This window comes from Pseudomonas sp. FFPRI_1 (assembly GCF_055384485.1).
In genome coordinates this window covers 5319010-5341196 of the sequence record NZ_AP029168.1, presented here as the reverse complement: position 1 = coordinate 5341196, position 22187 = coordinate 5319010, and the positions used below count along the sequence as shown (strand labels likewise).

30 protein-coding genes and 2 tRNA genes are annotated in these 22187 nt (G+C 59.8%); 31 read left to right on the top strand and 1 reads right to left on the bottom strand.

What is annotated here, in order from left to right; translation table 11 throughout:
• The first annotated feature begins 48 nt into the window (after window positions 1-48).
• The 12 genes from ACZ5BO_RS23695 to ACZ5BO_RS23640 all read left to right on the top strand — a co-directional run bounded on the left by ACZ5BO_RS23695 (window position 49) and on the right by ACZ5BO_RS23640 (window position 6212).
• A complete protein-coding gene (locus tag ACZ5BO_RS23695; protein ID WP_464696682.1) occupies window positions 49-819 on the top strand; it encodes a phage antirepressor KilAC domain-containing protein in 771 nt (256 codons plus the stop codon).
• 1 nt (window position 820) lies between these two features.
• Window positions 821-1795 carry a phage replication protein gene (locus ACZ5BO_RS23690; protein WP_464696681.1) on the top strand — a complete coding sequence of 325 codons (975 nt, stop codon included), beginning with the start codon at window positions 821-823 and terminating at the stop codon, window positions 1793-1795.
• On the top strand, window positions 1782-2582 hold the full coding sequence (locus ACZ5BO_RS23685) for a hypothetical protein (RefSeq protein ID WP_464696680.1): 801 nt from the start codon (window positions 1782-1784) through the stop codon (window positions 2580-2582). The genes ACZ5BO_RS23690 and ACZ5BO_RS23685 overlap by 14 nt, the downstream gene beginning before the upstream one ends.
• Window positions 2575-3162 (top strand): DUF1367 family protein, encoded by a 588-nt coding sequence (locus ACZ5BO_RS23680; RefSeq protein ID WP_464696679.1) that lies wholly within the window; start codon window positions 2575-2577, stop codon window positions 3160-3162. The genes ACZ5BO_RS23685 and ACZ5BO_RS23680 overlap by 8 nt, the downstream gene beginning before the upstream one ends.
• Window positions 3162-3812, top strand: coding sequence for a recombination protein NinG (locus ACZ5BO_RS23675; protein ID WP_464696678.1), 651 nt, complete (start codon window positions 3162-3164; stop codon window positions 3810-3812). Before ACZ5BO_RS23680 ends, ACZ5BO_RS23675 begins: the two co-directional genes overlap by 1 nt.
• Complete coding sequence (locus ACZ5BO_RS23670) at window positions 3809-4078, top strand: Lar family restriction alleviation protein (RefSeq protein ID WP_464696677.1); 270 nt, start codon at window positions 3809-3811, stop codon at window positions 4076-4078. The genes ACZ5BO_RS23675 and ACZ5BO_RS23670 overlap by 4 nt, the downstream gene beginning before the upstream one ends.
• A gap of 71 nt (window positions 4079-4149) precedes the next feature.
• Complete coding sequence (locus tag ACZ5BO_RS23665; RefSeq protein ID WP_464696675.1) at window positions 4150-4836, top strand: hypothetical protein; 687 nt, start codon at window positions 4150-4152, stop codon at window positions 4834-4836.
• A gap of 115 nt (window positions 4837-4951) precedes the next feature.
• Window positions 4952-5027: transfer RNA gene (locus tag ACZ5BO_RS23660), tRNA-Thr, on the top strand.
• Window positions 5028-5030: 3 nt separating this feature from the next.
• Window positions 5031-5106, top strand: a tRNA-Asn gene (locus ACZ5BO_RS23655).
• A gap of 257 nt (window positions 5107-5363) precedes the next feature.
• Window positions 5364-5564, top strand: coding sequence for a hypothetical protein (locus ACZ5BO_RS23650; RefSeq protein WP_464696674.1), 201 nt, complete (start codon window positions 5364-5366; stop codon window positions 5562-5564).
• 36 nt (window positions 5565-5600) lie between these two features.
• Complete coding sequence (locus tag ACZ5BO_RS23645; RefSeq protein WP_464696672.1) at window positions 5601-5924, top strand: phage holin, lambda family; 324 nt, start codon at window positions 5601-5603, stop codon at window positions 5922-5924.
• Window positions 5925-5981: 57 nt separating this feature from the next.
• Window positions 5982-6212 (top strand): Acb2/Tad1 domain-containing protein, encoded by a 231-nt coding sequence (locus tag ACZ5BO_RS23640; RefSeq protein WP_464696671.1) that lies wholly within the window; start codon window positions 5982-5984, stop codon window positions 6210-6212.
• Window positions 6213-6255: 43 nt separating this feature from the next.
• Here ACZ5BO_RS23640 and ACZ5BO_RS23635 read toward each other — a convergent pair whose 3' ends face one another.
• On the bottom strand, window positions 6256-6576 hold the full coding sequence (locus tag ACZ5BO_RS23635) for a hypothetical protein (protein ID WP_072444371.1): 321 nt from the start codon (window positions 6574-6576) through the stop codon (window positions 6256-6258).
• Between the two features lie 76 nt (window positions 6577-6652).
• On the opposite strand from ACZ5BO_RS23635, the gene ACZ5BO_RS23630 reads away from it, so the two are divergent.
• The 19 genes from ACZ5BO_RS23630 (at window position 6653) to ACZ5BO_RS23540 (ending at window position 22185) form a co-directional block, all read left to right on the top strand.
• On the top strand, window positions 6653-7261 hold the full coding sequence (locus tag ACZ5BO_RS23630) for a putative metallopeptidase (RefSeq protein WP_464696668.1): 609 nt from the start codon (window positions 6653-6655) through the stop codon (window positions 7259-7261).
• Between the two features lie 30 nt (window positions 7262-7291).
• Window positions 7292-7768, top strand: coding sequence for a DUF2280 domain-containing protein (locus tag ACZ5BO_RS23625; RefSeq protein ID WP_464696666.1), 477 nt, complete (start codon window positions 7292-7294; stop codon window positions 7766-7768).
• Window positions 7743-9065, top strand: a complete 1323-nt coding sequence (locus tag ACZ5BO_RS23620; RefSeq protein ID WP_464696665.1) for a phage terminase large subunit family protein — start codon at window positions 7743-7745, stop codon at window positions 9063-9065. The genes ACZ5BO_RS23625 and ACZ5BO_RS23620 overlap by 26 nt, the downstream gene beginning before the upstream one ends.
• Window positions 9062-10480 (top strand): DUF4055 domain-containing protein, encoded by a 1419-nt coding sequence (locus ACZ5BO_RS23615; protein WP_464696663.1) that lies wholly within the window; start codon window positions 9062-9064, stop codon window positions 10478-10480. Before ACZ5BO_RS23620 ends, ACZ5BO_RS23615 begins: the two co-directional genes overlap by 4 nt.
• Entirely contained in the window at window positions 10455-11543 is a 1089-nt protein-coding gene (locus ACZ5BO_RS23610; RefSeq protein WP_464696662.1) for a minor capsid protein, read from the top strand. The genes ACZ5BO_RS23615 and ACZ5BO_RS23610 overlap by 26 nt, the downstream gene beginning before the upstream one ends.
• Before the next feature lie 70 nt (window positions 11544-11613).
• On the top strand, window positions 11614-12024 hold the full coding sequence (locus ACZ5BO_RS23605) for a hypothetical protein (protein WP_464696660.1): 411 nt from the start codon (window positions 11614-11616) through the stop codon (window positions 12022-12024).
• 84 nt (window positions 12025-12108) lie between these two features.
• Window positions 12109-12837 (top strand): hypothetical protein, encoded by a 729-nt coding sequence (locus ACZ5BO_RS23600; RefSeq protein WP_464696659.1) that lies wholly within the window; start codon window positions 12109-12111, stop codon window positions 12835-12837.
• Window positions 12838-12849: 12 nt separating this feature from the next.
• A complete protein-coding gene (locus tag ACZ5BO_RS23595) occupies window positions 12850-13812 on the top strand; it encodes a major capsid protein (protein WP_464696658.1) in 963 nt (320 codons plus the stop codon).
• A gap of 46 nt (window positions 13813-13858) precedes the next feature.
• On the top strand, window positions 13859-14449 hold the full coding sequence (locus ACZ5BO_RS23590) for a hypothetical protein (protein WP_464696657.1): 591 nt from the start codon (window positions 13859-13861) through the stop codon (window positions 14447-14449).
• A gap of 58 nt (window positions 14450-14507) precedes the next feature.
• Window positions 14508-15011, top strand: a complete 504-nt coding sequence (locus ACZ5BO_RS23585) for a DnaT-like ssDNA-binding protein (RefSeq protein WP_464696656.1) — start codon at window positions 14508-14510, stop codon at window positions 15009-15011.
• 2 nt (window positions 15012-15013) lie between these two features.
• Window positions 15014-15385 carry a hypothetical protein gene (locus ACZ5BO_RS23580; protein ID WP_464696654.1) on the top strand — a complete coding sequence of 124 codons (372 nt, stop codon included), beginning with the start codon at window positions 15014-15016 and terminating at the stop codon, window positions 15383-15385.
• Window positions 15382-16035: a hypothetical protein gene (locus ACZ5BO_RS23575; protein WP_464696653.1), complete on the top strand. Its 654-nt coding sequence runs from the start codon at window positions 15382-15384 to the stop codon at window positions 16033-16035. The genes ACZ5BO_RS23580 and ACZ5BO_RS23575 overlap by 4 nt, the downstream gene beginning before the upstream one ends.
• Window positions 16032-16448, top strand: a complete 417-nt coding sequence (locus tag ACZ5BO_RS23570) for a phage tail terminator-like protein (protein WP_464696652.1) — start codon at window positions 16032-16034, stop codon at window positions 16446-16448. The genes ACZ5BO_RS23575 and ACZ5BO_RS23570 overlap by 4 nt, the downstream gene beginning before the upstream one ends.
• A gap of 73 nt (window positions 16449-16521) precedes the next feature.
• Window positions 16522-17175, top strand: coding sequence for a phage tail protein (locus tag ACZ5BO_RS23565; protein ID WP_464696651.1), 654 nt, complete (start codon window positions 16522-16524; stop codon window positions 17173-17175).
• Between the two features lie 3 nt (window positions 17176-17178).
• Window positions 17179-17559, top strand: coding sequence for a phage tail assembly chaperone (locus ACZ5BO_RS23560; protein ID WP_464696650.1), 381 nt, complete (start codon window positions 17179-17181; stop codon window positions 17557-17559).
• A gap of 65 nt (window positions 17560-17624) precedes the next feature.
• Window positions 17625-17876, top strand: a complete 252-nt coding sequence (locus ACZ5BO_RS23555; RefSeq protein WP_011062035.1) for a DUF1799 domain-containing protein — start codon at window positions 17625-17627, stop codon at window positions 17874-17876.
• Window positions 17873-21079 (top strand): phage tail tape measure protein, encoded by a 3207-nt coding sequence (locus ACZ5BO_RS23550; RefSeq protein WP_464696648.1) that lies wholly within the window; start codon window positions 17873-17875, stop codon window positions 21077-21079. Before ACZ5BO_RS23555 ends, ACZ5BO_RS23550 begins: the two co-directional genes overlap by 4 nt.
• Window positions 21080-21082: 3 nt before the next feature.
• Window positions 21083-21421, top strand: a complete 339-nt coding sequence (locus tag ACZ5BO_RS23545) for a phage tail protein (protein WP_464696647.1) — start codon at window positions 21083-21085, stop codon at window positions 21419-21421.
• A gap of 11 nt (window positions 21422-21432) precedes the next feature.
• A complete protein-coding gene (locus tag ACZ5BO_RS23540; RefSeq protein ID WP_464696646.1) occupies window positions 21433-22185 on the top strand; it encodes a phage minor tail protein L in 753 nt (250 codons plus the stop codon).
• Window positions 22186-22187 lie beyond the last annotated feature (2 nt).

The following is a 22187-nucleotide window of genomic DNA, read 5'->3' as shown; positions in this document are numbered from 1 at the left end:
GCCGGGATTGCGCCCCGGCTGATTCATTAACACTTGATGGGGCCGATTATGCAGAGCCAACCCAATTCCAGCAATACCCCCGCCAATTTCGCGCCACGTTTTTCGCAATCCGAAAACGTGGCGCGCATTTCGATGACCAGTCTTGAGCTGGTCGACTTCATCAACGTCAAGCGCCAAGAAGCCGGGGGTGGGTCAGTGTTGCGCCATGACCATCTGATGGTGAAAGTCCCCAAGGTTTTGAAAGATGCCCCGAACTTTCGGGATGTTTACAAGGATGCTCAAAACCGCACCCAAGATTGCTATCGCTTCCCGAAGCGCGAGGCGTGCTTGATGGCAATGTCCTACAGCTACGAGCTGCAGGCTGCTGTCTACGACCACATGACCGACCTGGAGGAAAAGGGGAATGGGCGCGTAATCGCAACTCTCCCTGACTTTTCCAATCCAGCCGCTGCAGCCCGCGCTTGGGCCGAGCAGTTCGAGCTCCACCATGCTGCCAGCCAGGCCCTGGCCAGTGCGGCGCCAAAAGTCGAGTTTGTGGATCGCTATGTCGAAGCTACTGGGCTCAAGGGCTTCCGCCAAACAGCCAAGCTGCTTGGGGCCAATGAGGCCCGCTTCCGCGAGTTCTTGCTCGACAAAAAAATCATGTACCGCATGGGCGGCGAATGGCAGGCGCACGCCCAGCACATCAACGCCGGCCGCTTCGAAGTAAAGACCGATACCGCGGAAAACGGTCACGCCTTCAACCAGACCAAATTCACTCCTAAGGGTGTCAACTGGGTCGCCGGACTGTGGGCGCAGTACAAGCTGGCCGAGGCCTGACATGCAATTCACCATCACGATCAACCAGGTGAAGGCGCTTGAGTGGGGGCTGAACTCTCAGCAGGCTCTGCTGTTCGCCTTTATCTACGGCTGCCCGAGCTGGACCAAGCCGGTCAAGACTGACGATGGGATCTTCTTCGCGCTGAGCAAGGCCAAGATCATCGAGGAGCTGCCGCTTCTCACCGACAAGCCAGATACCGCCTATCGCATGCTGAAGGCCCTGGAAGAGGCTGACTTAATCGAGCTTTCCAGCACTTCCAACATCACGCTTTTCCGGCTGACCGAAAAGGCCGTCGAGTGGAATCAGAAGCTTGATGGGTCGGAAAAATATCCGACCCCAGCAGAAAACAAAGGTCGGAAAAAAATCCGATCTACCTCGGAAAAATCTCCGAGCAAGGTCGGAAAAAAATCCGAGCAAGGGTCGGAAAAAAATCCGACAAATCAGGATACCAATCATCAGGGTACTAATCAGGATACCAATCAGGACTTGAACGGCGGCTCCGAAGAGCCGGCCGCATCCGGTGGGTTGGTGGTACTTGACCGCATCGAAGTACCCCGAGTCGAAATTCCCGCCGACATGCCGGGCCCGAAAGACCAGGCCTGCAAAACCTTCAAGACCTGGGCGAACTACGCCATGGCCTACCGCAAGCGCTACAGCACTTGGCCGGTGTGGAATGCCAAGGTCGGTGGCCAGATCGGCCAACTGGTCGACCGCCTCGGTGCCGATGTCGCCCATCACGTCGCAGCGCACTACTTGAAAACCAGTGATGCCGCCGTTCTGCGCAAGTGCCACAGCCTCAACGAGCTGCTGGCCAACGCTGAGAGCTACCACACCCAGTGGGTGACCGGTCAGCGCGTCAATGGAGCTACGGCCCGCCAGCAGGAGCGCACCGAGGCAAACCTTTCCGCTGCTGAGCAGGCAGCTCAGTTGGTCCTGGCCAGACGTCAGTCGGGAGAACGCAATGAGTACCTTTGAAATGAACGATGCCCAGGTCGCCGGGCTGTCGGCTGCAATCGTTGCCACTGCTGAGGCCATGGGCCAGGAAATGAACCCTGGGACAGCGGCGATCATGGCCGAGGATCTGTGCGCCTATCCCGTATCCGTTGTACGTGCAGCACTGAAGGCCTGCAGGTTTGAGGTGAAGGGCAAGCTGGTCATGGGTGAAATCATGCAGCGCGTCCAAGCAGCTGATGGGCGCCCGGGAAAGGATGAGGCCTGGTCAATCGCCCTTACCGCCGCCGATGAGATCGAGACTGTGGTGATCACTTCGGAGATACAGCAGGCCATGACCGCTGCAGCGCCAATCCTCAGATTGGGCGACAAGGTGGGGGCTCGTATGGCCTTCATGGACGCATACGCGCGTCTGGTGAAGACCGCCCGAGCTGAAGCGGCCCCTGCGTCTTGGTCTGTGTCCCTGGGCTTCGATCCAGGTCGCCGAGTTCTCGCTATCGAGTCTGCAGTCCGGATGCAGCTGATCACTCAGCAGGCCGGCACTCAGTACCTGGCCGACCTGCGCATTGCGCCGATCACCTCCGACGGCCAAGCCATAGCCGGTCTGCTTACTGGCTCCCCAGTTGAAGCTTCACCCAGCCTGCGTAAGAAGCTCGCCGAGGTTCGTGAAATTGTTGACGCGGCCAAGGCCCGAAATGAGCGCCTGCGTCTCAAGAAGGTCAAGGCGGAGCGAGTCGACACTTATCTGCGCAAGCGCAAGGCTCGAAAGGCTATCGCTGCTGCTCAACGCAAGGAGGCCAACCATGGCTGAGCTCGCCCTTATTCGCACCGCCCAGGGCCTGGTGCCGGCCACTGAGGCAGACCGTGAAACCATCCAGTGCTGGAAGGCTGGCCAAGTCATCCACGGCAAGTTCACCAAGATGAGGAATGCTCGGTTCCACGGCAAGTTCTTCGCCATGCTGGATCTGGCGTGGGAATACTGGGAGCCGGTCGGTGGCCTGATCCCACGCCAGGAGATGCGTGGCATCCGCGGCCTGGCCAAGTTCTTCGAGGCGCAGAACGGCAGACTGGGGCAGCTATCGAATGCGGTTGATGCCTACATCGCTGGGCTTGAACAGGCTCGCGCCGAACGTTTCCCCTCTGTCGACAAGTCCCGCGAAGCCTTCCGTGAGTGGGTGACCATCGAGGCCGGCCACTTCCACCTGGTGCGTACCCCCGACGGCGTCCGCAAAGAGGCCAAGTCCATCAGTTGGGCCAACATGGATGACGCCCAGTTCGAGCCCCTGTACCGCGACGTCTTCAACGCTTGTTGGCGTCTGGTGCTGTCTGCACACTTTGAAACCGAAGAGGCCGCCCTGGCAGCGGCTGATCAGATTGGGAGCTTTGCGTGATGCGAGTAGCCCTGAAGGCCGCAAAGGCGCCCAAGCCCAAGAAGTGCAAGAACCCATCCTGCGGCATCAGCTTCACTCCGCAGCGTCTGGGCCAGGCGGTGTGCAGTCCACGGTGTGGCCTGGCCATTAAGGACGCGAACCAAGGCCGGGCGCACAAGGCTCTGGCCGAAGTGGGGCGCCGCGAGATCAAGCTCCGCAAGGAGGCGCTGAAGACCCGGGCGGACCACCTCAAGGACGCCGAGAAGGCCGTACGCGATTACCGGCGCACCTACGAACTGAGTATCGGTAGCGGATGCATCAGCTGCGGCGAGTCGCAAGAGTCGATCCTCGCTGCCCAGGGCTGGAAGACCGGCGGGGCGTTCGATGCTGGCCACTTCCTCGGCAAGGGTGCTCGTCCAGAGTTGCGTTTGGAGCCGACCAACATCTGGCTTCAGTGCAAAAGCTGTAATGCCGGCTCATCCAAGTACGCCCGCAAAGGCTTGACGGTTTCGCAAGGATTCCGCGCTGGGCTGATTGATCGCATTGGCCTTGAAGCGGTCGAGACCCTGGAAGCCGACCACACGCCACGCAAGCACGAAACAGAACAACTCAAGGCCATAACCGCCGAATACCGGGCAAAGACCAAAGAACTCAAGAGGGCTGCAGCATGATCGAGCCAATCAAAATGAACCCGTGCCCATTCTGCGAAGGTCCGCCATGCATTGATGGTTACGACCAGATGACCGGGGAGATGCTTCGTGAAGACCATCCTCATGATGAGGATTCAGATCAGAGCTACGAGGCCTATGTCCATTGCCACGATTGCGGCGCCCAAGGCCCGCGAATCGACTCCCTCACGCTCGGTATTTTCGAGCATCGCTACGACCTATCACTTATGGACGTGATGAGGATTGCGGCCGAGCGCTGGAACGATTGACACAACAATGCGCGCAGCTGCTACGACGCTGGTGAAAGAGAAGGCTTGAACTTATTCCCGAGGGCGGAAGCATGAAGCTGATCAACGCAAGGCAGGTATGGACAGAGGCTCAGCACGAATCGAACGCGTCGATCAGCGCTGTGGCAATTGAGCTTGCCGAGTCGGCACCGGTGAAGACTGGCGGCCGTATTGGCAAGCGCGAGGCGCAGTTTCCGGCGCTGGGCAGTGAGAAAGGGGAGGAGGCTGCGCGCTTCTCGGTTCCGGGGCAGCGGATCAGCATCAGTGAGACACGCCGCACGCCGATTGGTCGGTCCACAGGCCGCGCTGCGCACCTGGCCACGATCGGCAAGATACTGCGCGCCATCGATACGCTGCCGTTCCAGGTGCAGCAGTTCGGGCACTACCTGTACCACCCGGCAATGAACATGCGGCACCTGCTGAATGCAGTGCTGCTGGTCACCGCCAAGGCGGCGTTGCCCGATCTGACATCGGCCAAGCGAGTGAAGGCTCAATACTTGGTAACCCTGGCCCTGCAGTCCTACAAGGGTGAGGCTCACGGCGCGGCAGAGTGGGGGCCGGCCCGGGTCGCTGCAGAGATGAAGGAGTTCTTCGGCGTCACCATCGATCCCAAGAACTGGACGCGTGACTGGCTGGAGTTGTGGGAATCCCTGAAAGAGGTGATCAGAGAAGTGGATATCCAGGCTCAACAACCAGTATGGCAGGTGATTCACGCGGAGAAAGATCAAGAGGCGGCATAATTATATTGACATGACGGGATTTTGTGCGTACTTTTCCCATAGTGCACAAGTAACGCGAAACGCACACGAAACCCTGAGCCCGGCCAAGCGCCGGGTTTTTTATTGCCCGAAATTCGCCGCCATAGCTCCAGCGGTAGAGCAATCGCCTTGTAAGCGAATGGTCCGGGGTTCAAATCCTCGTGGCGGCACCACATTGGCATGTAGCTCAGTAGGTAGAGCAGGCGGCTGTTAACCGCCCGGTCGGAGGTTCGAACCCTCCCGTGCCAGCCAGTTTCACCTGTAGCCAGGACAACCCTCGGGTACGCCTGGACGTCGATAGCCGGATAGTGCGACGTACGGAATCAACACCGGCAGCCCGCGCACCCTGACCTCACCATCTGCTGCAGGGTGGCGCGAGACTGGATCAGCGAGATCGATGCAAAGGGGCGTTGACGCTGTGATGGTCTTTGGCAGACAGCGCGGAAAGACGCGCACACCTATTCAGGCCTCGGCAACTGCCGGGGCTTTTTCATTTCTGGAGCACAGCAATGCAGAGTTCGAACTTCGTTGAGGGGGTATCAGGCTGGCGTATCGCCGATGGCCGCATTGAGCTGCATGGCGGACTGGCCCCGATCATCCTGGAGAAGACTCCAGAGCCTGGGCAGCCCTTCGTTGTTGTCGATGGCGTCACCTACATCAGCGAGGCCGCGATCAAAGACGCCTCGATCACCATGCATTGCCTCCGCTAACCCATTCCTTCACTCCCTAACCGGGAGGATATCGAGATGAAACCGATGCCTGATAAAGACCCTTCCTTCTGGGCTCTGGTCCTGACCGCGCTCCGAGAGAACGGTCTGGCCATGGTGCTGACCTTTGCTTTGACCTGGCTTCGTATCCAGTACGACGCAAAGGAGACCAGGCCCTGGCGCCAGTTCATCGAGGCAACCCTTGGCGCGTTGATCGTGATGGTGGTGGGCCTGACCGTTAAGGAGTTCGGGTTCAGCATTGCCTGGTCATTCGCCACCGCCGGCTTTGTCGGTGTGCTCGGTGTTGAGCAGGCCCGCCAGCTGGGCAAGCGCTGGGCAGAGCGCAAGGCGGACGAGCTGTAGCTCGCGCCACGTTTTCGAATGCGCCAAATCGTGGCGCGCAATCATGAGGAATCACCCATGGACAACCAGCACAAAAAGATCACCGGCTACCGCGATCTCACCCAGAGCGAGATCGATGGGATGAACTCTATCAAGGCCCTGGAGGCGGATGCCGGCGAGCCGTTCAAACAGATTGGCCAGATCGAGGGTGTTGACCAGCGCCTGCTGGCCCTGGCCAAGACCAACCTGCAGCAGGGCTTCATGTGGTTCGTGCGTTCGATCGCTAAGCCGACTGACTCGTTCGCATGAAATCAGCCATACGGTTCGCTCAAGGCTGGAGGGTAACGCGTATCTAGAGGAAGTCCTTGTCGTAAATGTCGAGGGCCTTCTGGCACGGAATTTCCACTGATTCGTTGTTGGCGGTTTTGAACATTATCAGCGTGTCCAACGGACCGCTGCTCAGCACTACAAGGAAATCTCTGGGGCTAACAGCGACAGCACCGCGCACAATGACTTTGTCAGAGAATCCAGCTGTCATCAGCTTCTCCCAGGCTATCGCATGCTTCTCTTTTGCAGTTTCGAGCTTGGTTTCCGGTATCGAGCCCTCTTGTGCGATTGCAACTTTCGCTGCAACGAACAAAGCTATCAGATCCTTCGCATTTTCATCGGTCATCAGAGCGGTGCCTGTTGGAAGACGGGAGCTTCTACATGGGGCTGATTCTTAATTTTTCAACCGTGAGCGTACAGCTGTGAGTCGACCGATCCCGCCCGGAAGTCTGCTCGAGGCAGTGTTCCTAGAGCTGCAACCGGCTCCTGAAATTTGGCAATGGGTACAGAGCGAGATCCTGGCCGACACCGGCAGCATCCACAACGAAGACCATGCCCACCTACTGGATGCAGACATCCAGGTCATGTGGGCATCGTCGAGCTTCGAGAAGCAGGGCCGCTTAGTCCTTGGTCAAGCTGAACAAGTAGCGTTCCGCGCCGGTGGTTGGCAGAAGGCCAGGATGGAGCAGCAGATGCGTGATTGGTTTGGCGATATGCCGGCCTTCATCATCACCCTGGCTGCTGACTACTGCGCTCAGTGCTCCGACGCTGACTTCTGCGCCCTGATCGAACACGAGCTCTACCACATCGCCCAGGCGACCGATAAGTACGGTCAGCCAGCATTCACCCAGGAAGGCGCGCCCAAACTGAAGCTACGCGGCCATGACGTCGAGGAGTTCGTCGGTGTGGTCCGCCGTTATGGTGCGAGCCCTGATGTTCAGGCCCTGGTAGACGCTGCAAACAATCCTGCTGAGGTGGGGAAATTGAACATATCGAGGGCCTGCGGAACCTGTCTGCTCAAGTCGGCCTGATTTTGGACAGGTTTGGACGGATGAACGCCTATGGCAGCCCTATCAAGTGAGGTGAAGGTCTTCGTAATTCAGGCCTTGGCCTGCTTCGATACGCCTTCCCAGGTAGTCGAGTCGGTCCAAAAGGAATTCGGCCTGTCTATCACCCGCCAGCAAATTGAATCGCATGACCCGACGAAGGTGTCCGGGAAAGGGCTCGCGGTTAAGTGGAAGCAGCTGTTTGAAGACACCCGCAAGCGCTTCCGAGAGGATACGGCAGATATCCCGATCGCCAACCGCGCGTTTCGTCTCCGCGGCCTGGCAAGGATGGCCGAGAAGGCCGAGAACATGCGCAACCTTGCCCTGACTGCCCAGCTTTACGAGCAGGCCGCCAAGGAGTGCGGGGATATGTACGTCAATCGCAAGATCGAACCCGATAAGCCCCTGGGCTCCCAGGCGGACCAGCAGCACGCAGTTGCTGAGTACACCCTGGAGCCAGACGAACGTGTCCCGACTACCCCGCACCTATGACCCGCCGGTAAAGCTGACGCCGAAGCAGGCGAACATTTATGTATGGGGATTCCAGCCTGAGGCGCGCTTCCGCGACGCGGTGTGTGGTCGCCGGTTTGGCAAGACATTTCTGGGCAAGGCTGAGATGCGCCGCGCCGCCCGACTGGCTGCCGAGTGGGGTGTGAGCGTCGAGGATGAGATCTGGTACGGCGCGCCGACCTTCAAGCAGGCCAAACGTGTGTTTTGGCGGCGCCTGAAGCAGGCCATCCCCGAGGCGTGGCGTGCTACCCGTCCAAACGAGACAGAATGCTCGATCACACTGAAGTCTGGGCACGTCATGCGCGTGGTGGGGCTCGACAACTACGACAACCTGCGTGGCTCCGGTCTGTTCTTTGTCCTGGTGGATGAATGGGCGGACTGCCCGTGGGAGGCCTGGGAAGAAGTCCTGCGGCCAATGCTTTCGACCTGTCAGTACACGATTCCTGGCATAGGCGCGCGGAAGGGCGGCCATGCGCTGCGAATTGGTACGCCAAAGGGCTTCAACCACTGCTATGACACGTTCCAGGATGGCCGGCCAGGCCACGAGCCTGACCACAAGAGCTGGCTCTACACCTCGCTCGATGGCGGAAACGTCCCGGCCGAAGAGCTGGAAGCGGCGCGCCGCAAGATGGACCCTCGGACATTCCGGCAGGAGTACGAGGCCAGCTTCGAGAACTATGCCGGCGTCGTGTACTACACGTTCAATCGTGATGAGTGTCGGACTTCGGAGAGGATCAAGCCAGGCGAAGCCCTACACATCGGCATGGACTTCAACGTCATGAAGATGAGCGCCGTGGTCTACGTGGTGCGGGACGACCTACCGTTGGCTCTGGATGAGCTCCACGCTGTGCGTGATACGCCGGAGATGATCGAGAAGATCCAGGCGCGGTTCCCGGGCCATACCGTTGCGGTTTATCCGGACGCCAGCGGCCAGAACACCAGCAGCAAGAACGCTAGCGAGTCGGACCTTTCGCTGCTCAAGAAGGCAGGTTTCACTGTTGTCGTCGACTCGACAAACCCAGGCGTGAAAGACCGGGTTAATGCTCTGAATGCGATGCTCCTTAACACCTATGGCGAGCGCCGCCTGAAGGTCAACATCGATCAGTGCCCCCAGCTCACCTTATGCCTGGAGCGCCAGACCTACACAGACAAGGGCGAGCCTGACAAAGATCCGAAGAAGGGGCACGACCACATGAACGACGCTGCTGGCTACTTCATCGCCAAACGCTACCCGATCAAAGCGATCGTCACCTCCATCAAAATGGGATACGCCCGATGAGCAACGATGTCTCCTTCAAGCGGGCGGACTACATCGAGGCCCTGGGCCGATGGGCAACAGTACGCGATGTGTGTGCCGGCCAGCACAGGGTTGTCGACCGGCTGCCGTACATCAACGCACACGACAAGTCGCCGGAGAACCAAGACCGGAACCGAGCGTACCGCGAGCGCGCAGTGTTCAAGAACGCCACCGGGCACACTCGAAACGGGTTGCTGGGCCTGGCGTTCCACAAAGACCCAACACTGTCGGTATCGAAGAAGCTGGAGTACCTGCAGGACAACGCCAACGGCTCCGGGGTAAGCATCTACCAGCACTCCCAGGGCGCGCTCGAGAAGGTGCTGGAGGCTGGTCGGCATGGCCTCTATGTTGACTATCACCAGGACGACGGCATCGGTGGCCACTCAGTGATCCTGTCCTACTGTGCTGAAGACATCATCAACTGGCGCACCGGGATGGTGAATGGCCATAGTGTGTTGACCCTGGTGGTGCTGCGAGAGGCGCCGGAGGAGGAAGACGGCTTCGGCTTCAAGGTGATTGAGCAGTATCGAGAGCTGGCATTGGAGCCCGATGGCTTCGTCTGCCGAGTCTGGCGTCGATCAGGCCCGAAAGGCGGTGGCCCGCTGGCGATCGTTGAGGAATTCAGGCCGGAAGGTATCACTGGGCGGCTGAAAGAAATCCCGTTCACTTTCGTCGGCGCCCAGAACAACGACCCGACCATCGATGAGTCACCGCTCTACGACATCGCCATGATCAACCTGGGCCACTACCGGAACAGCGCCGACTATGAAGACAGCGTCTTCTGGTGCGGCCAGGCTCAGCCGTGGATCTCCGGCTTGGATGAGCAGTGGGTGAAACTGCTGGAAGAGAAGGGCGTTTACGTCGGTTCTCGTGCGCCGATGCTGCTGCCGGTTGGTGGTCAGTTTGGTTATGCGCAGCCGGAACCGAACACGCTGGTCAAGGAGGCCATGGCCGACAAGAACCAGATGATGATCGAGCTGGGCGCTCGCATGGTCGTAGCGTCTCTGTCGTCAAAGACCGCAACCGAGGCCCGCGGCGATCAGTCTGCATCGACCTCGGTCCTTGCCGGGTGTGTGGCCAACGTCAGCGAGGCCTACACCAGGGCGCTCATGTGGTGCTGCGCGTACATGGGCATCACTGACAAGAAGATCTCCTACCAGGTCAACCAAGAGTTCGTGGAGCTGACAGCGGATCCGCAGATGATCACCGCGCTCGTCGGGCTCTGGCAGAACGGCGGCTTCGCGAAGGCTGACCTGCGGGCCTATTTGCGCAAGCTGGGGCTGATCGCTCCTGAACGCACGGACCAGCAGATCGATGGCGAGCTGCAGGAGCAGGGCGACGGCCTAGGCCTGGACGACGAGGACGAACCAAATGGCGGCAAACCAAGCAATCCTTGACGCCACGATCCGGCACGCGGTCTTTCTCGAGAAGTTGAAGGCAGGAGAGGTGGGCAAGTTTGCTCCCTTCCTCAAGGAAATTGATCGTTCGATCCGGGACCGGCTCACCAGGTCGGACCTGACCGAGTACAACGTCAAGCGCCTGGAAGCGCTGCTGAAGGAGGTCGATAGCCTGCTGCTGGGTATCTTCGACCGCTACAGCGCGCAACTGAACCTCGATCTGGTGGACATCGCCAACTATGAGGCTGAGTTCGAAGCCTCCAGCCTTGCCCGGTCGGCGCCGGTTGGCGTGTCGTTGGATGTAGCAGCGCCTACTGTCGCGGCAGTCCGCACCGCGGTCCTGACAAACCCGCTCAGCGTGCGCGGCACCGGTGGCGGGAAGCTGCTGAAGGCCTTCATCAAGGGCTGGACCACTGCCGAGCGCGAGCGCGTCATAGGCACAATCCGGCAGGGCTACTTCGAAGGGCAGACGAACTTCCAGATCATCCGCAACATTCGCGGCACCAAGGCGGCCGGCTACAAGGACGGCATCCTGGCCACGACTAGCCGCAATGCCAGCACTGTCGTGCACACCGCGATTCAGCATGTGTCGTCCCAGGCACGCATGGAGGTGGCCAAGGCCAATACGGACATTGTGTCCGAGGTCGAGATGGTCGCCACGCTGGATAGCAAGACCAGCCAGACCTGCCGGTCAATAGACAAGAGGCGGTTTCCGGTCGACTCCGGGCCCCGGCCGCCGTTTCACCCGAACTGCCGGACAACCTTCGTTCTCATCACCAAGCTGAGTGCGGTTTTCGCCAAGGGCGCTACCCGGGCCTCTGTCGGTGATGACGGGCCAAGGCAGGTCAGTGCAAGCCTGGACTACTACCAGTGGCTTCAGCAGCAGCCAGCGGCGTTTCAGGACGTGGCAATCGGGCCTGTCCGGGGCAAGTTGTTCCGGGAGGGCGGATTGACCGTGGAGCGGTTCGCGGCACTGCAGCTGGATCGCAACTTCGCACCGTTGACCTTGGCACAGATGAAGGGGCTGGAGCCGTTGGCGTTTGAGAGAGCTGGGCTGAAGTAGGCTTAGTTGCATACGCCATGCCTTGCGGGGTATCAATAGGGCTCAAGCCCACCCCCAAAGGAGTTGTCAAATGGAAGCAGGGAAAACAACGGTTACTGGTGATCAGCTAGCGCGCACGGTTAGAGCCTATTGCTTGATAGATAATCGATGGCTGACAGACCAAGAAAGCTCAACATTTCGTGATGCAGTGGGCGAGGCTTGGAGTGGTACTTATTACGAGTCCATATTGAGTGTGCTGGGTGTTAGGAGGCGAATGGCAAAATATGGCCCCCTACTTTCGGTGCTTGCTCTGCCGTTTAGTCAATCCTTGTCGAAGTTTCCTGAAGCTTCAAGAATTCTGTCCGAAAAGTACGGCTATGTTTTGATTTTCCATAGTGAAGATATGGCTGGGGTGCAGCTTTATTTTGTGGAGCGTAACGCTATTGCTTTGGATACCGCGCTAAGCCGGTTTGCAAACTTGTTGCACTTGAAAAGCATCTGACTCGAATACTCATGACAAACCCCGCATATGCGGGGTTTTTTTTGCCTGCAAAGCGGGCAACACATACCCAAGGGGTGCATCAACGTGGCAGACGAAAACGAAATCGACCTGGAAAACCCGGCAGTCAAGGCCGCTATCGCGACTGCCGTTGAGGCATCCGTTTCCGGGTTGAAAACCAAGAACTCCGAGCTGCTGGGCAAGCTGAAGGAAACCACCGGCAAGCTGACCCAGTTCGAAACCCAATTCGAAGGCATCGACATCGACGCCGTCAAAGGACTGCTGAGTCGGGCCGGCCAGGATGAGGAGACCAAGCTGCTCACTGAGGGCAAGGTGGACGAAGTCTTCAAACGCCGCACCGAGCGCCTGCGTGGTGACTACGACAAGCAACTGAAGACTGTCACCGCGCGCGCCGAGAAGGCCGAGGCCTTCGCTGCCAAGTTCCAGGGCAAGGTCCTGGGCGATTCTGTACGCGGCGCAGCGCTGAAGGCTGGTGCACTCCCTGAAGCAACCGACGACATCATCCTGCGCGCCAAAGGCGTGTTCACCCTGAACGAAGAGGGCGAAGCCGTTGCCGTTGATGAGTCCGGCGAAGTCATCCTCGGCAAGGACGGCAAGACCCCTCTGACACCGCTCGAATGGGCGGAGTCTCTGCGCGAAAGCGCACCTCACCTGTGGCCAAGGGCCTCAGGCACACAAGCCCCGGGCGGGGGTAGCGGCCAGGCTGCATTCAAGCGCTCCGAAATGACCGCCGAGCAGAAGCGCGACTACCAGCGCAAGCACGGCCAAACCGCATATTTGCAACTGCCCAAGTAAGGGGATTCATTCATGCCAACCACTGTTAACAGCGACCTGATCATCTACAACGATGAGGCGCAGACCGCATACCTGGAGCGTGTCCAGGACAACCTGGACGTGTTCAACGCATCCTCCAATGGTGCGATCGTCCTCGACAACGAGCTGATCGAAGGCGACTTCCGCAAGCGTGCTTTCTACAAGATCGGCGGCTCGCTGGAACACCGCGACGTCAACTCCACCGGCAAGGTAACCGCCAAGAAGATCGGTGCCGGCGAGGCTGTTGGCGTCAAGGCTCCGTGGAAGTACGGCCCGTACCAGACCACCGAAGAGGCGTTCAAGCGTCGCGGCCGTCCGGTGGACGAGTTCTCCCAGATCATCGGCGCCGACGTGGCGGATGCGACCTTGGAAGGCTTCATCCAGTACGCCACCGCTGCGCTGCGGGCCTCGATTGGCTCCAACGCAGGCATGGTGGTCACCGCCAACATCGAAACCGACGGCAAAAAGACCCTAACCCGCGGCATGCGCAAGTTCGGCGACAAGTTCGGCCGCATTGCCTTGTGGGTCATGCACTCCAGCGCCTACTTCGACATCGTCGACGAGGCCATCACCAACAAGATCTACGAAGAAGCCGGCGTTGTGATCTACGGCGGCCTGCCGGGCACCCTTGGCAAGCCGGTACTGGTAACCGACACCGCGCCTGCGGACGTGATCTTCGGCCTGCTGCCGAATGCTGTGGTTATCACCGAGTCTCAGGCCCCGGGCTTCCGCTCGTACCCTGTGAACGATGAAGAGAACCTGGGCATCGGCTACCGCGCTGAGGGCACCGTGAACATCGATGTTCTGGGCTACAGCTGGAAGGAGTCTGCTGGTGGTTCCAACCCAACTCTGGCCGCCGTAGGTTCGGCCGCCAACTGGGCCAAGCACGCAGACAGCAACAAGGTCACCGCCGGCGTGATGATCACGCTGACCCCTACGCCACCAGCTGGTGGTTGATACCTGCCCCTGGAAGCGGTCAGCAATGGCCGCTACGGAGATTTCCATGGAACTGATTTACACGAACCAGCTTGAAGGCTTCGATCCGGACAAGCGGTACCGCACTGCAAGCCTGTTTCGCGGCATCGAGCGCGATGCGACGGCGGTGGTGGTCGTTGGCGACTATCCGGACATTGTCGCTGCCTATGAGGCAGAAGGTGTTGATGTTTCGGTCGTAGAGGCCCCAGCCGCACCTCTCCCGAGTGCCAAGGCGCCTGCAACTGTTGATCTTGCAGGCGAAGTTGCAAAGCTGCGAGCTGAAAATAGCGCAGTCATTCTCCTGCTTGATGGTCTGGATGCTGGCGAAATCCAGCTACCCGAGTCTGGCGAGCTGGCGAACCGTCTGTTTGAATCGCTGGGCATCATCCATACCTCAGTCGGCGAACTGACAACTGAGCGTGACGGCCTGCTCCTGACTGTCGATGCGCTGCGCGGTGAACTCGAGACTTTGAAGAAAGCGGCCCCTGCGGCGCCGGCTGATGAGGCTGACGAAATCGCGGCGCTCAAGGCCAAGCTTGACGCAGCGAACGTGCAGTACCGGGCCAACGCCTCGAAGGAATCGCTTGAAAAGCTCATCGCTGAGCTGCCCAAGGCCTGATACTGCTGGCTGCCTGTGACCTGGCAGCCAATCTTCACCAATTCCAGCGAGTTAACGCATGACACTCATCATCGAGGACGGCACCGGGAAGCCTGACGCCGAAAGCTACGCATCCGCCGAGGATCTGGCCATGTACGCCGTGAAGTTCGGCGTAGCCATCCCAGCGGAGGTGCCCGCGCAGGAAGCGTTGCTTCGCCGAGCGGCCCTGGCAATGGATGGCATGACCTGGAAAGGGCGCAAGACCAACAGCGAACAGGCTCTGGCTTGGCCGCGCCGGGAAGTTCTGCTGGATCAGGAGATCAAGCCCAATAACTACCTGCCGGCGCGTATTCAGTACGGCCAGATGGCCCTGGCCGCTGAGATTCATCAAGACGATATCGACCCGGTGGATCAGCGTCAGGGGGCTGTCATTCGGGAGCGAGTAGAGGGTGCCGTCGATGTCGAGTATGCCCCGATCAGCAACAGCAGCGGCCGACTTCTGCCGGCAGCACCGGATCGACCGAGTCGAACCCAGTTCGCCGACTACCTGGCCAAGCGAGGCCTTTTTGCTGTGAGGGCATGATCATGAGCGCGTTCTATGATCGCACCGCTGAAACCGCGCTGCGGTTGATTACGCGCTTCGGCCAGCCCGTAACCATCCGCGACATCAAGCCCGGCGAGTACGACCCTGATACCGACTCGGCCGGTCCTGACACCATCATCGAGCAGACGGCCCAGGGCATCCTGCTCGACTTCACAGGCCTGGAGTTCCAGAACAACAGCCTCATCAAGCAAGGCGACAAGAAGCTCAAGGTCGCCGCCCAGGGGCTGGAGTGGGCGCCGGATCTGCTGAACAAGGTGGTCATTCAGGGCCGGACCTGGTCCATCGTTCCGCCTCTGAAAGAGATCAACCCGGCCGGTACGCCGATTCTGTATGAACTGCAGGTGCGGTCATGAACCGCTACGCCGGCAGGAACGGTAGCTTCGCCGAGAACATCCGCCAGTTTGCCGAGCAGGCCCAGGCCGGCATTGACGCCACCTTTCGTGAGATCGTGATCGAGATCGGCAGCAGCGTGATTCGCATGTCACCAGTGGGAAACCCAGAGATCTGGGCGGCCAACGTGGCGCACCGTGCGGCCAATACGCGGGCAGCCGACGACTACGACTTCAAGGTCTCGGTGCGCAACACGCTGATCAACCTGGACGAAGGCAACTTCACCAAGGCCGGCAAGCTGCGCCGCGGCGTGAAGTATGCCAAGCCCCTGACCAAGACCGAGCGTGACCAGAACTTCAACGTGAACGGCCTGGTGGCCGGCAAGGACTATGTTGGCGGCCGCTTCCGGGGGAATTGGCAGTTCTCGATCGATACACCCGCTGACGGCACGCTGGATCAGGTTGATCCTTCTGGAGGCGTGACATTGGCCAAGCTGCGGCTGCAGGTCGGACAGCTGACCGCCGGCCAGACTGCCTACATCGTGAATAACCTGCCTTATGCGGTACCGCTTGAATATGGGCACTCCAAGCAGGCGCCGGGCGGCATGGTCCGGATCACGTTGGCCCGTTTCCAGCAGATCGTCGATGAAGCCATCAGGAACAACCAGGTATGAGTCATAACGTGATCGCCACGATCTACCAGGCCCGTGTTATCGCCTGGGCGAAAGGCAGGGTTCCACCGGTGAAAGTGGTCGTCGAGAACGAGACCTACACGCCAAAGGACGGAGAAACCTACCTCCGTGCCTACACGCTGCCGGCGGATACTGCGAGCAACACCCTGGGCGGCGATCACCGGTTGTACACCGGTGTCTTCCAGGCCAGCGTAGTAGTGCCATCGGGCAAGTATCGCGGTCCGGCCGGTGGCCTGGCTGACGAGATCAGCGCGCTGTTTCCGCTGTACGAGCGGAACGAGAAGGCCGGCCTGACGGTGGTCACCATGACGCCACCAGACCAGGGCCCAGGCATTCAGGGTGACACGACCTACACCGTGCCCGTGTCCTTCCAGTACCGCGCCGACACCAACTGAATCCGCCCATCGGGCAACCCCACAGACCCGCCATTGAGCGGGTTTTGTTATTTCTGAAGAGAGGAAACACCCAATGGGATACAAAATTCCTAACGGCGGCACTTTCAAGCACGCTGCCACCTATGAAACTCCGCTGGCATTCACTGCGATCTCCAACGCAAGCGAGGCTGTGGCCACCGTTGCCGGCGCCGATTTGGACGCTGGAGACATCGTGTTGCTCACCTCCGGCTGGAGCAAGCTGGACAGCAAAGTCGTCCGCGTGAAAGCTGCAACGGCTACTGCAATTACGCTGGAGGGTATCGACACCACTGATACCCAGATTTACCCAGCTGGCAATGGCTCGGGCACCATGAAGAAGGTGCTGACCTGGGTGCTGATTCCGCAAGTAACCGACCTGGCCTTCTCCGGCGGTGAGCAGAACTATCTGGATGTGGTGTTCCTCGAGAACGACCAGGGCAAGCAGATCCCTACTGACAAGTCGGCTGCCAGCATGGTCCTGACCATCGCCGATGACCCGGCGCAGCCGTTCAACGCTGTGCTGATGTCGGCTGATGCCGGCAAGCAGGTACATGCTGCACGCCTCGATCTTCCAGGCAATGACACTCTGCTTTACGGGGCTTACACCTCGTTCTCCAAGCAGCCGGCAGTGTCCCGTAACAACCTGCTGACCCGCACCGTCAACCTGGCGCTGCAGTCCGAGCCAACCCGCTATCTGACCTCGGTGTAACCCATGGCCAAGTTCTCGATGATCCAGAATCCAACCTTCAAGGCCGACGTGCTGATCCCGCAGCTGGGCGGCGAGCCGGTGAAGGTGGGGTTCGAGTTCAAGTACATGGACCGGACCGGCCTGGCCGAGCTCTACGCTGAATGGGGCGAGCGCCACAAGGCCCTGGGATTGAAGGTCGACGAGATGGACCTGAAAGCCTTCACCGCGGCTCAGATCGACCTGCAGGTGGATCAGGTGAAGGCTGTGGTGGCCGGCTGGGACTTCGAAGAGGAATTCAACGACCAGAACATCCGCATCCTGGTCACCTCGATTGTCTCGATACCCAGCGCGGTATTGGCTGCATATTCCGAGGCGTTCAATCAGGCCCGCCTGGGAAACTCCTAAGCGCCGCGCGCGCACTCTACGAGCAAGGGCCTTCGGCTGAAGAGCTGAAGACCTTTGGCTTTCTGGTGGGTGATCTTACCGGCCAGGACTGCGAGGTCTGGCCGGACAACTGGCCGGCCTTCACCGTCTTTGAGGCAATGAGCACTCAGTGGCGGGTTGGTGCGTGCGGCGCTACCGGGCTGGACTACGGCGTCCTTCCGAGCGTCATCCGAATGTGTGGCGTGCCGGCTGCCTCCAGGCAAAGCATTTTCAGTGACATCCGGCAGATGGAGGCTGAGGCCCTGGCCGTAATGGCTGAACAGAGAGACAACAAATGAGCACTACCTTCGCTTCGCTTGGCATTGCGGTTGAGTCGTCTCAGGCGGTCAAGGCTGCCGATGACCTGGATAAACTGGTCGACGCGGCTGAAGGGGCAGAGAAGGCCGTCGATGACCTTGGCAGGGCTGGGGAAGGCCTGGCCAACACCGGCAAGAAGATCAGCCAAGCGGAGACGGAGGCCGCCCAGGGCATCGACAAAGCGACCAGCGCGAAGGAACGCCAGGTCGATGCGAGCCGTAAGGCCGGAACAAGTGCCGCCAGCGAAATCGCCATCATCAGCCATCTCGACAGGGCGATGACCGGCAACATCGATAGCATGGAGAAGCTGGTCCAGGCAGAAGGACTGCTTGAGCGGGCCCGCAAGGGCGGCCTGGTCACCATTGAGCAGCAGGAGGCCTACCAGGAGCGTCTCGGCAAATCCTTCGACAAGATCGAGAAGGCCGAAGCCAAGGAAACGGCGCAGAAGCAACGCCTGATCGACGCCGAGAACCGGCAGATTGAAGCGCTGAAGCGCACGGTCAACAGCATCGATCCCCTGAATGTGAAGCTGGCCAAGCTGGAGGCACAGGAAAAGGCCGCGCATGAGGCTTTCCGCGTGGGCGCAATCAACGCTGACCGCTACAGCGAGGCCTTGGCCAAGGTTGGCAAGGACCGGGCCGGCATCACCGCGACAGAGGGCGCATTCGACAAGCTGAAGCTCGGCACCCGCCAGGCTCAAGAAAACGTCATGCAGCTGGCCAACGCCCTGCAGTCTGGGGATTGGGGGAGTGGTGTTCGTGCAGTTACACAGCTTGGTGCTGGTGCCGGGGCCAGTGCTGCAAGCCTTCTCGCGCTCGCGGCGCCTATCGCTCTTGTAACTGCTGCAATCGGTGGGCTTGCCTACGCCTATTACAAGGGCAGCGAAGAGCAGGATGCCTTCAACAAGTCATTGGTCTTAACTGGCGGATCGGCCGGGCTTACCGCCTCCCAGCTTGGCGTCATGTCCAAGCAAGTCAGCGATACGGTCGGGACAACAGGGCAGGCCGCGGAGGTTCTGACCACCCTGGCGGGTAACGGCAAGATTGCTGGAGATAGTTTTCTTGGTATCACCCAGGCCGCTGTGTCGATGCAGGAGGCAACAGGCAAAGCGGTGGGTGAGACGATCGCCGAGTTTGTGAAGCTGGCAGATGAGCCCGTTAAGGCTTCTGCCGCGCTCAATGAGCAATATCACTATCTGACGGCGTCGGTGTATTCGCAGATCGTTGCTCTCGAAGAGCAGGGGCGGCATGCGGAAGCGGTAAAGCTGGCCACCGATCAGTATGCAGATGCGATCAATGAACGGACACCGAAGATTCTGGAGAACCTCAGTCTCTGGGAGAAGGGCTACAACCTGGTCGCAAAGGCTGCGGACAATCTGAAGAACGCAGGGCGTAGCCAATCCAACGCGGAGCGGATTCAGACCGCAAAGGAGGCTCTTGAGCGTCTTGAAGCTCGAGGTGGTAGCGAGAGAATACCGGGCGAGGACCCTGTCTACATTGGTGAAAAGGGAAAGCAGAGCCTTCGCGACTACATCAAGGGGCTGGAGATAAAGGACGCGGCAGAGACCGATTACGCGAAAAAGCAGAAAGAGCGTGATGATGCTGAGCTGGCCTCTCAGCGGGCGATGATTAAGGTCGATGCCCTAGCCAAGTCTTCATGGACCAACCAGCAGAAACGCAACGAGGCGCTGAAAGAGTATCGCCAGCAGCTTGATGACATTCGCAAGACTGACCCAAACGACAAACGCCTCGATAAGGCCGTCGTTGATAAGAACATTGCGAATATCAACGACAAGTTCAAGGACACGAAGACTGCCGCCGGCGCGGTAGACCTGACGGCCTTCAATAACTCGAAAAACAACCTCACCGCTATCCTGTCCGAGTACAAAAACGCCCAGAAGGAACTGGACGCAGCGCAGAAGGCGGGGCTGGTGTCCCAGGCCGACTACCTGCTCAAGCGTGAGGCCATGATCGGCAATGAGCGAGACGAGGTCACGGCGGCCTATGAGGCGGAGATTGCGACACTCGAGGCAACCAAGGGCAAGGCCAGCACCTCCGCCGCCCAGCGCATCCAGCTAGACCAGAAGATCGCCGATGCCCGGGCCGCCATGGTCAAGGCCCAGCGGGACGCTGACACCGAGCTGAGCGTGTTGGCAAAGAACGAAGAAGGCCGGCTGAAGAAGCAGGAACTGGCGGTCAAGACCTACGCCAGCGCCCTACAGCAGCAAGTCGATACCCTGCGCGAGCAGGGCATGCGTGCGGCGGCGGGCCTTGGTCAGGGTGACCGCCAGCGCGACCTGACCAGCCAACAGAGCGCGATCGACGACCGCATCAACCAGCAAAAGCTGGACCTGGCCAACCAGTACGGCGATGGCTCCCGGGGCATGAGCCTCGACGAGTACACGCAGAAGCTGCAGGCACTGGAAGCCACCCAGCAGAAGCTGCACGACACCGTGGTCAGCAATTACGACGACATGACCGCTGCCCAGGGCGACTGGACGAATGGAGCCTCCTCGGCCTGGCAGAACTACCTGGAGTCGGCGCGAGACGTGGCCGGCCAGACCAAGAGCCTGTTCACCAACGCCTTCGGCTCGATGGAAGACGCGATTGTGCAGTTCGCGATGACCGGGAAGTTCTCGTTCGCTGACTTCACGAAGTCGGTTCTGGCCGATATGGCCAGGATCGCTGCGCGGCAAGCGGCCTCTTCGGCGCTCAGTTCGTTGTTCGGCATGGCTGCATCTGCTGCCAGTTCGTACTTCGGCGGACCTGCCTCGGCCGGCTCAACGCAGGCCGGGTATACCGGGGTCGACTTTTCCGGGTACCGGGCCGCAGGCGGTCCTGTTGCGCCGAACTCCTTGTACGAGGTGAACGAACTTGGTCCTGAGCTCTACAACGAGGGCGGGCGGTCGTTCCTGATGACTGGCGCCAATGGTGGCAGTGTTACTCCGTTGACTTCTGGAGGGGGCCCTGGCGTTGCAGCTATGCAGGGCGGGGGCGGAGTGAGTATCAGCCTCAGCATGCCAATCATCCTGAGTGAACAGGAGGCCGGCCGACCAGACGGTGCCGAGTTCGATGCTGAGTTGTTCCAGCGGAACATGGAGTCGCGCACGCGGCAGATTGCAGCCGAAGAAATCGCCAAGTCTTGGCGCCAAGGCGGCGTGAGCAGCCGAAACCTAAAAGGATGATCTATGGCAATCGAACGATTCACCTGGGCAACTGAAAAGGGTGCCGAAGGGGAAGTTACTCAGCGCGTCCGGACCAAGCAGTTCGGCGACGGATACGCTCAGTCGGTTGAGGACGGGATCAATAACAGGTCCCAGTCCTGGCCGGTCACATTTACCGGCATGAAGCCCCGCATCAAGGAGATCATGGCGTTCCTTGATCGACACAAGGGGGCAAAGGGCTTCCTCTGGGAGCCGCCTCTGGGCGAGCTTGGCCTCTACAAGTGCAACGGCTACAAGCCAGTTCACCGCGGCGGCTCCGCTTACGCCATCACCGCCACCTTCGAGCAAACCTTTCACCCTTGAGATACCTGCCCATGGCACTGATCACGGACATCCAGAAACTGGAGCCCGGCGGCGAAATTCGCCTGTTCGAAATTGACGGAACCGAGTACGGCGCCGATTACCTACGCTTTCACGGTCACGCTATCCCGCACACGCCGGAAGAATTGCTGGCCTACGCCGGACTGGAGGAGGACCTGCCTGCCAAGTCGATTTGGTGGCAGGGCGCGGAGTACGCCGCCTGGCCGGTGCAGATCGAGGGCATAGGCTCCAGCAGCGACGGCACGGCCACAAGGCCGACCTTTGCCGCCGGTAACGTGAACGGGCGGGTCACCGCTCTGTGCCTGGCTTTTGATGACCTGCTGAAGTTCAAGCTGACGATCCGCGAGACCCTGGCCCAGTACCTGGATGCGGCGAATTTCCCCGATGGAAACCCAACCGCCGACCCAACCCAGGAAGCGCTTGAGATCTGGTACATCGACCAGAAAACCAGCGAAGACGGCGAGGTCGTTGTTTGGGAGCTCTCTTCCCCTGGTGAAATCGACAACCATGGACTGCCAGGCCGGCAGATGACGACGTTTTGTCACTGGGCGATGACCAACGGCTACCGAGGGCCTGATTGCGGCTACATCGGTGCGGCCATGTTCGATGATGAAGACAATCCCACGGACGACCCGGCCAAGGATCAGTGCAAAGGTTGCTTGTCATCCTGCAAGTTGCGTTTTGGCGAAAACAACGAGCTCTCTCACGGCGGGTTTCCGGCCGTATCTCTGATTGCCAGGAGCTGATC

Excerpts from the sequence above, each read along its gene's own strand:
- ACZ5BO_RS23695 (WP_464696682.1), top strand. The coding sequence starts at position 49 with ATGCAGAGCCAACCCAATTCCAGCAATACCCCCGCCAATTTCGCGCCA.
- ACZ5BO_RS23690 (WP_464696681.1), top strand. The coding sequence starts at position 821 with ATGCAATTCACCATCACGATCAACCAGGTGAAGGCGCTTGAGTGGGGG.
- ACZ5BO_RS23685 (WP_464696680.1), top strand. The coding sequence starts at position 1,782 with ATGAGTACCTTTGAAATGAACGATGCCCAGGTCGCCGGGCTGTCGGCT.
- ACZ5BO_RS23680 (WP_464696679.1), top strand. The coding sequence starts at position 2,575 with ATGGCTGAGCTCGCCCTTATTCGCACCGCCCAGGGCCTGGTGCCGGCC.
- ACZ5BO_RS23675 (WP_464696678.1), top strand. The coding sequence starts at position 3,162 with ATGCGAGTAGCCCTGAAGGCCGCAAAGGCGCCCAAGCCCAAGAAGTGC.
- ACZ5BO_RS23670 (WP_464696677.1), top strand. The coding sequence starts at position 3,809 with ATGATCGAGCCAATCAAAATGAACCCGTGCCCATTCTGCGAAGGTCCG.
- ACZ5BO_RS23665 (WP_464696675.1), top strand. The coding sequence starts at position 4,150 with ATGAAGCTGATCAACGCAAGGCAGGTATGGACAGAGGCTCAGCACGAA.
- ACZ5BO_RS23650 (WP_464696674.1), top strand. The coding sequence starts at position 5,364 with ATGCAGAGTTCGAACTTCGTTGAGGGGGTATCAGGCTGGCGTATCGCC.
- ACZ5BO_RS23645 (WP_464696672.1), top strand. The coding sequence starts at position 5,601 with ATGAAACCGATGCCTGATAAAGACCCTTCCTTCTGGGCTCTGGTCCTG.
- ACZ5BO_RS23640 (WP_464696671.1), top strand. The coding sequence starts at position 5,982 with ATGGACAACCAGCACAAAAAGATCACCGGCTACCGCGATCTCACCCAG.
- ACZ5BO_RS23635 (WP_072444371.1), bottom strand. The coding sequence starts at position 6,576 with ATGACCGATGAAAATGCGAAGGATCTGATAGCTTTGTTCGTTGCAGCG.
- ACZ5BO_RS23625 (WP_464696666.1), top strand. The coding sequence starts at position 7,292 with ATGGCAGCCCTATCAAGTGAGGTGAAGGTCTTCGTAATTCAGGCCTTG.
- ACZ5BO_RS23615 (WP_464696663.1), top strand. The coding sequence starts at position 9,062 with ATGAGCAACGATGTCTCCTTCAAGCGGGCGGACTACATCGAGGCCCTG.
- ACZ5BO_RS23610 (WP_464696662.1), top strand. The coding sequence starts at position 10,455 with ATGGCGGCAAACCAAGCAATCCTTGACGCCACGATCCGGCACGCGGTC.
- ACZ5BO_RS23605 (WP_464696660.1), top strand. The coding sequence starts at position 11,614 with ATGGAAGCAGGGAAAACAACGGTTACTGGTGATCAGCTAGCGCGCACG.
- ACZ5BO_RS23595 (WP_464696658.1), top strand. The coding sequence starts at position 12,850 with ATGCCAACCACTGTTAACAGCGACCTGATCATCTACAACGATGAGGCG.
- ACZ5BO_RS23590 (WP_464696657.1), top strand. The coding sequence starts at position 13,859 with ATGGAACTGATTTACACGAACCAGCTTGAAGGCTTCGATCCGGACAAG.
- ACZ5BO_RS23585 (WP_464696656.1), top strand. The coding sequence starts at position 14,508 with ATGACACTCATCATCGAGGACGGCACCGGGAAGCCTGACGCCGAAAGC.
- ACZ5BO_RS23580 (WP_464696654.1), top strand. The coding sequence starts at position 15,014 with ATGAGCGCGTTCTATGATCGCACCGCTGAAACCGCGCTGCGGTTGATT.
- ACZ5BO_RS23575 (WP_464696653.1), top strand. The coding sequence starts at position 15,382 with ATGAACCGCTACGCCGGCAGGAACGGTAGCTTCGCCGAGAACATCCGC.
- ACZ5BO_RS23570 (WP_464696652.1), top strand. The coding sequence starts at position 16,032 with ATGAGTCATAACGTGATCGCCACGATCTACCAGGCCCGTGTTATCGCC.
- ACZ5BO_RS23565 (WP_464696651.1), top strand. The coding sequence starts at position 16,522 with ATGGGATACAAAATTCCTAACGGCGGCACTTTCAAGCACGCTGCCACC.
- ACZ5BO_RS23560 (WP_464696650.1), top strand. The coding sequence starts at position 17,179 with ATGGCCAAGTTCTCGATGATCCAGAATCCAACCTTCAAGGCCGACGTG.
- ACZ5BO_RS23550 (WP_464696648.1), top strand. The coding sequence starts at position 17,873 with ATGAGCACTACCTTCGCTTCGCTTGGCATTGCGGTTGAGTCGTCTCAG.
- ACZ5BO_RS23545 (WP_464696647.1), top strand. The coding sequence starts at position 21,083 with ATGGCAATCGAACGATTCACCTGGGCAACTGAAAAGGGTGCCGAAGGG.
- ACZ5BO_RS23540 (WP_464696646.1), top strand. The coding sequence starts at position 21,433 with ATGGCACTGATCACGGACATCCAGAAACTGGAGCCCGGCGGCGAAATT.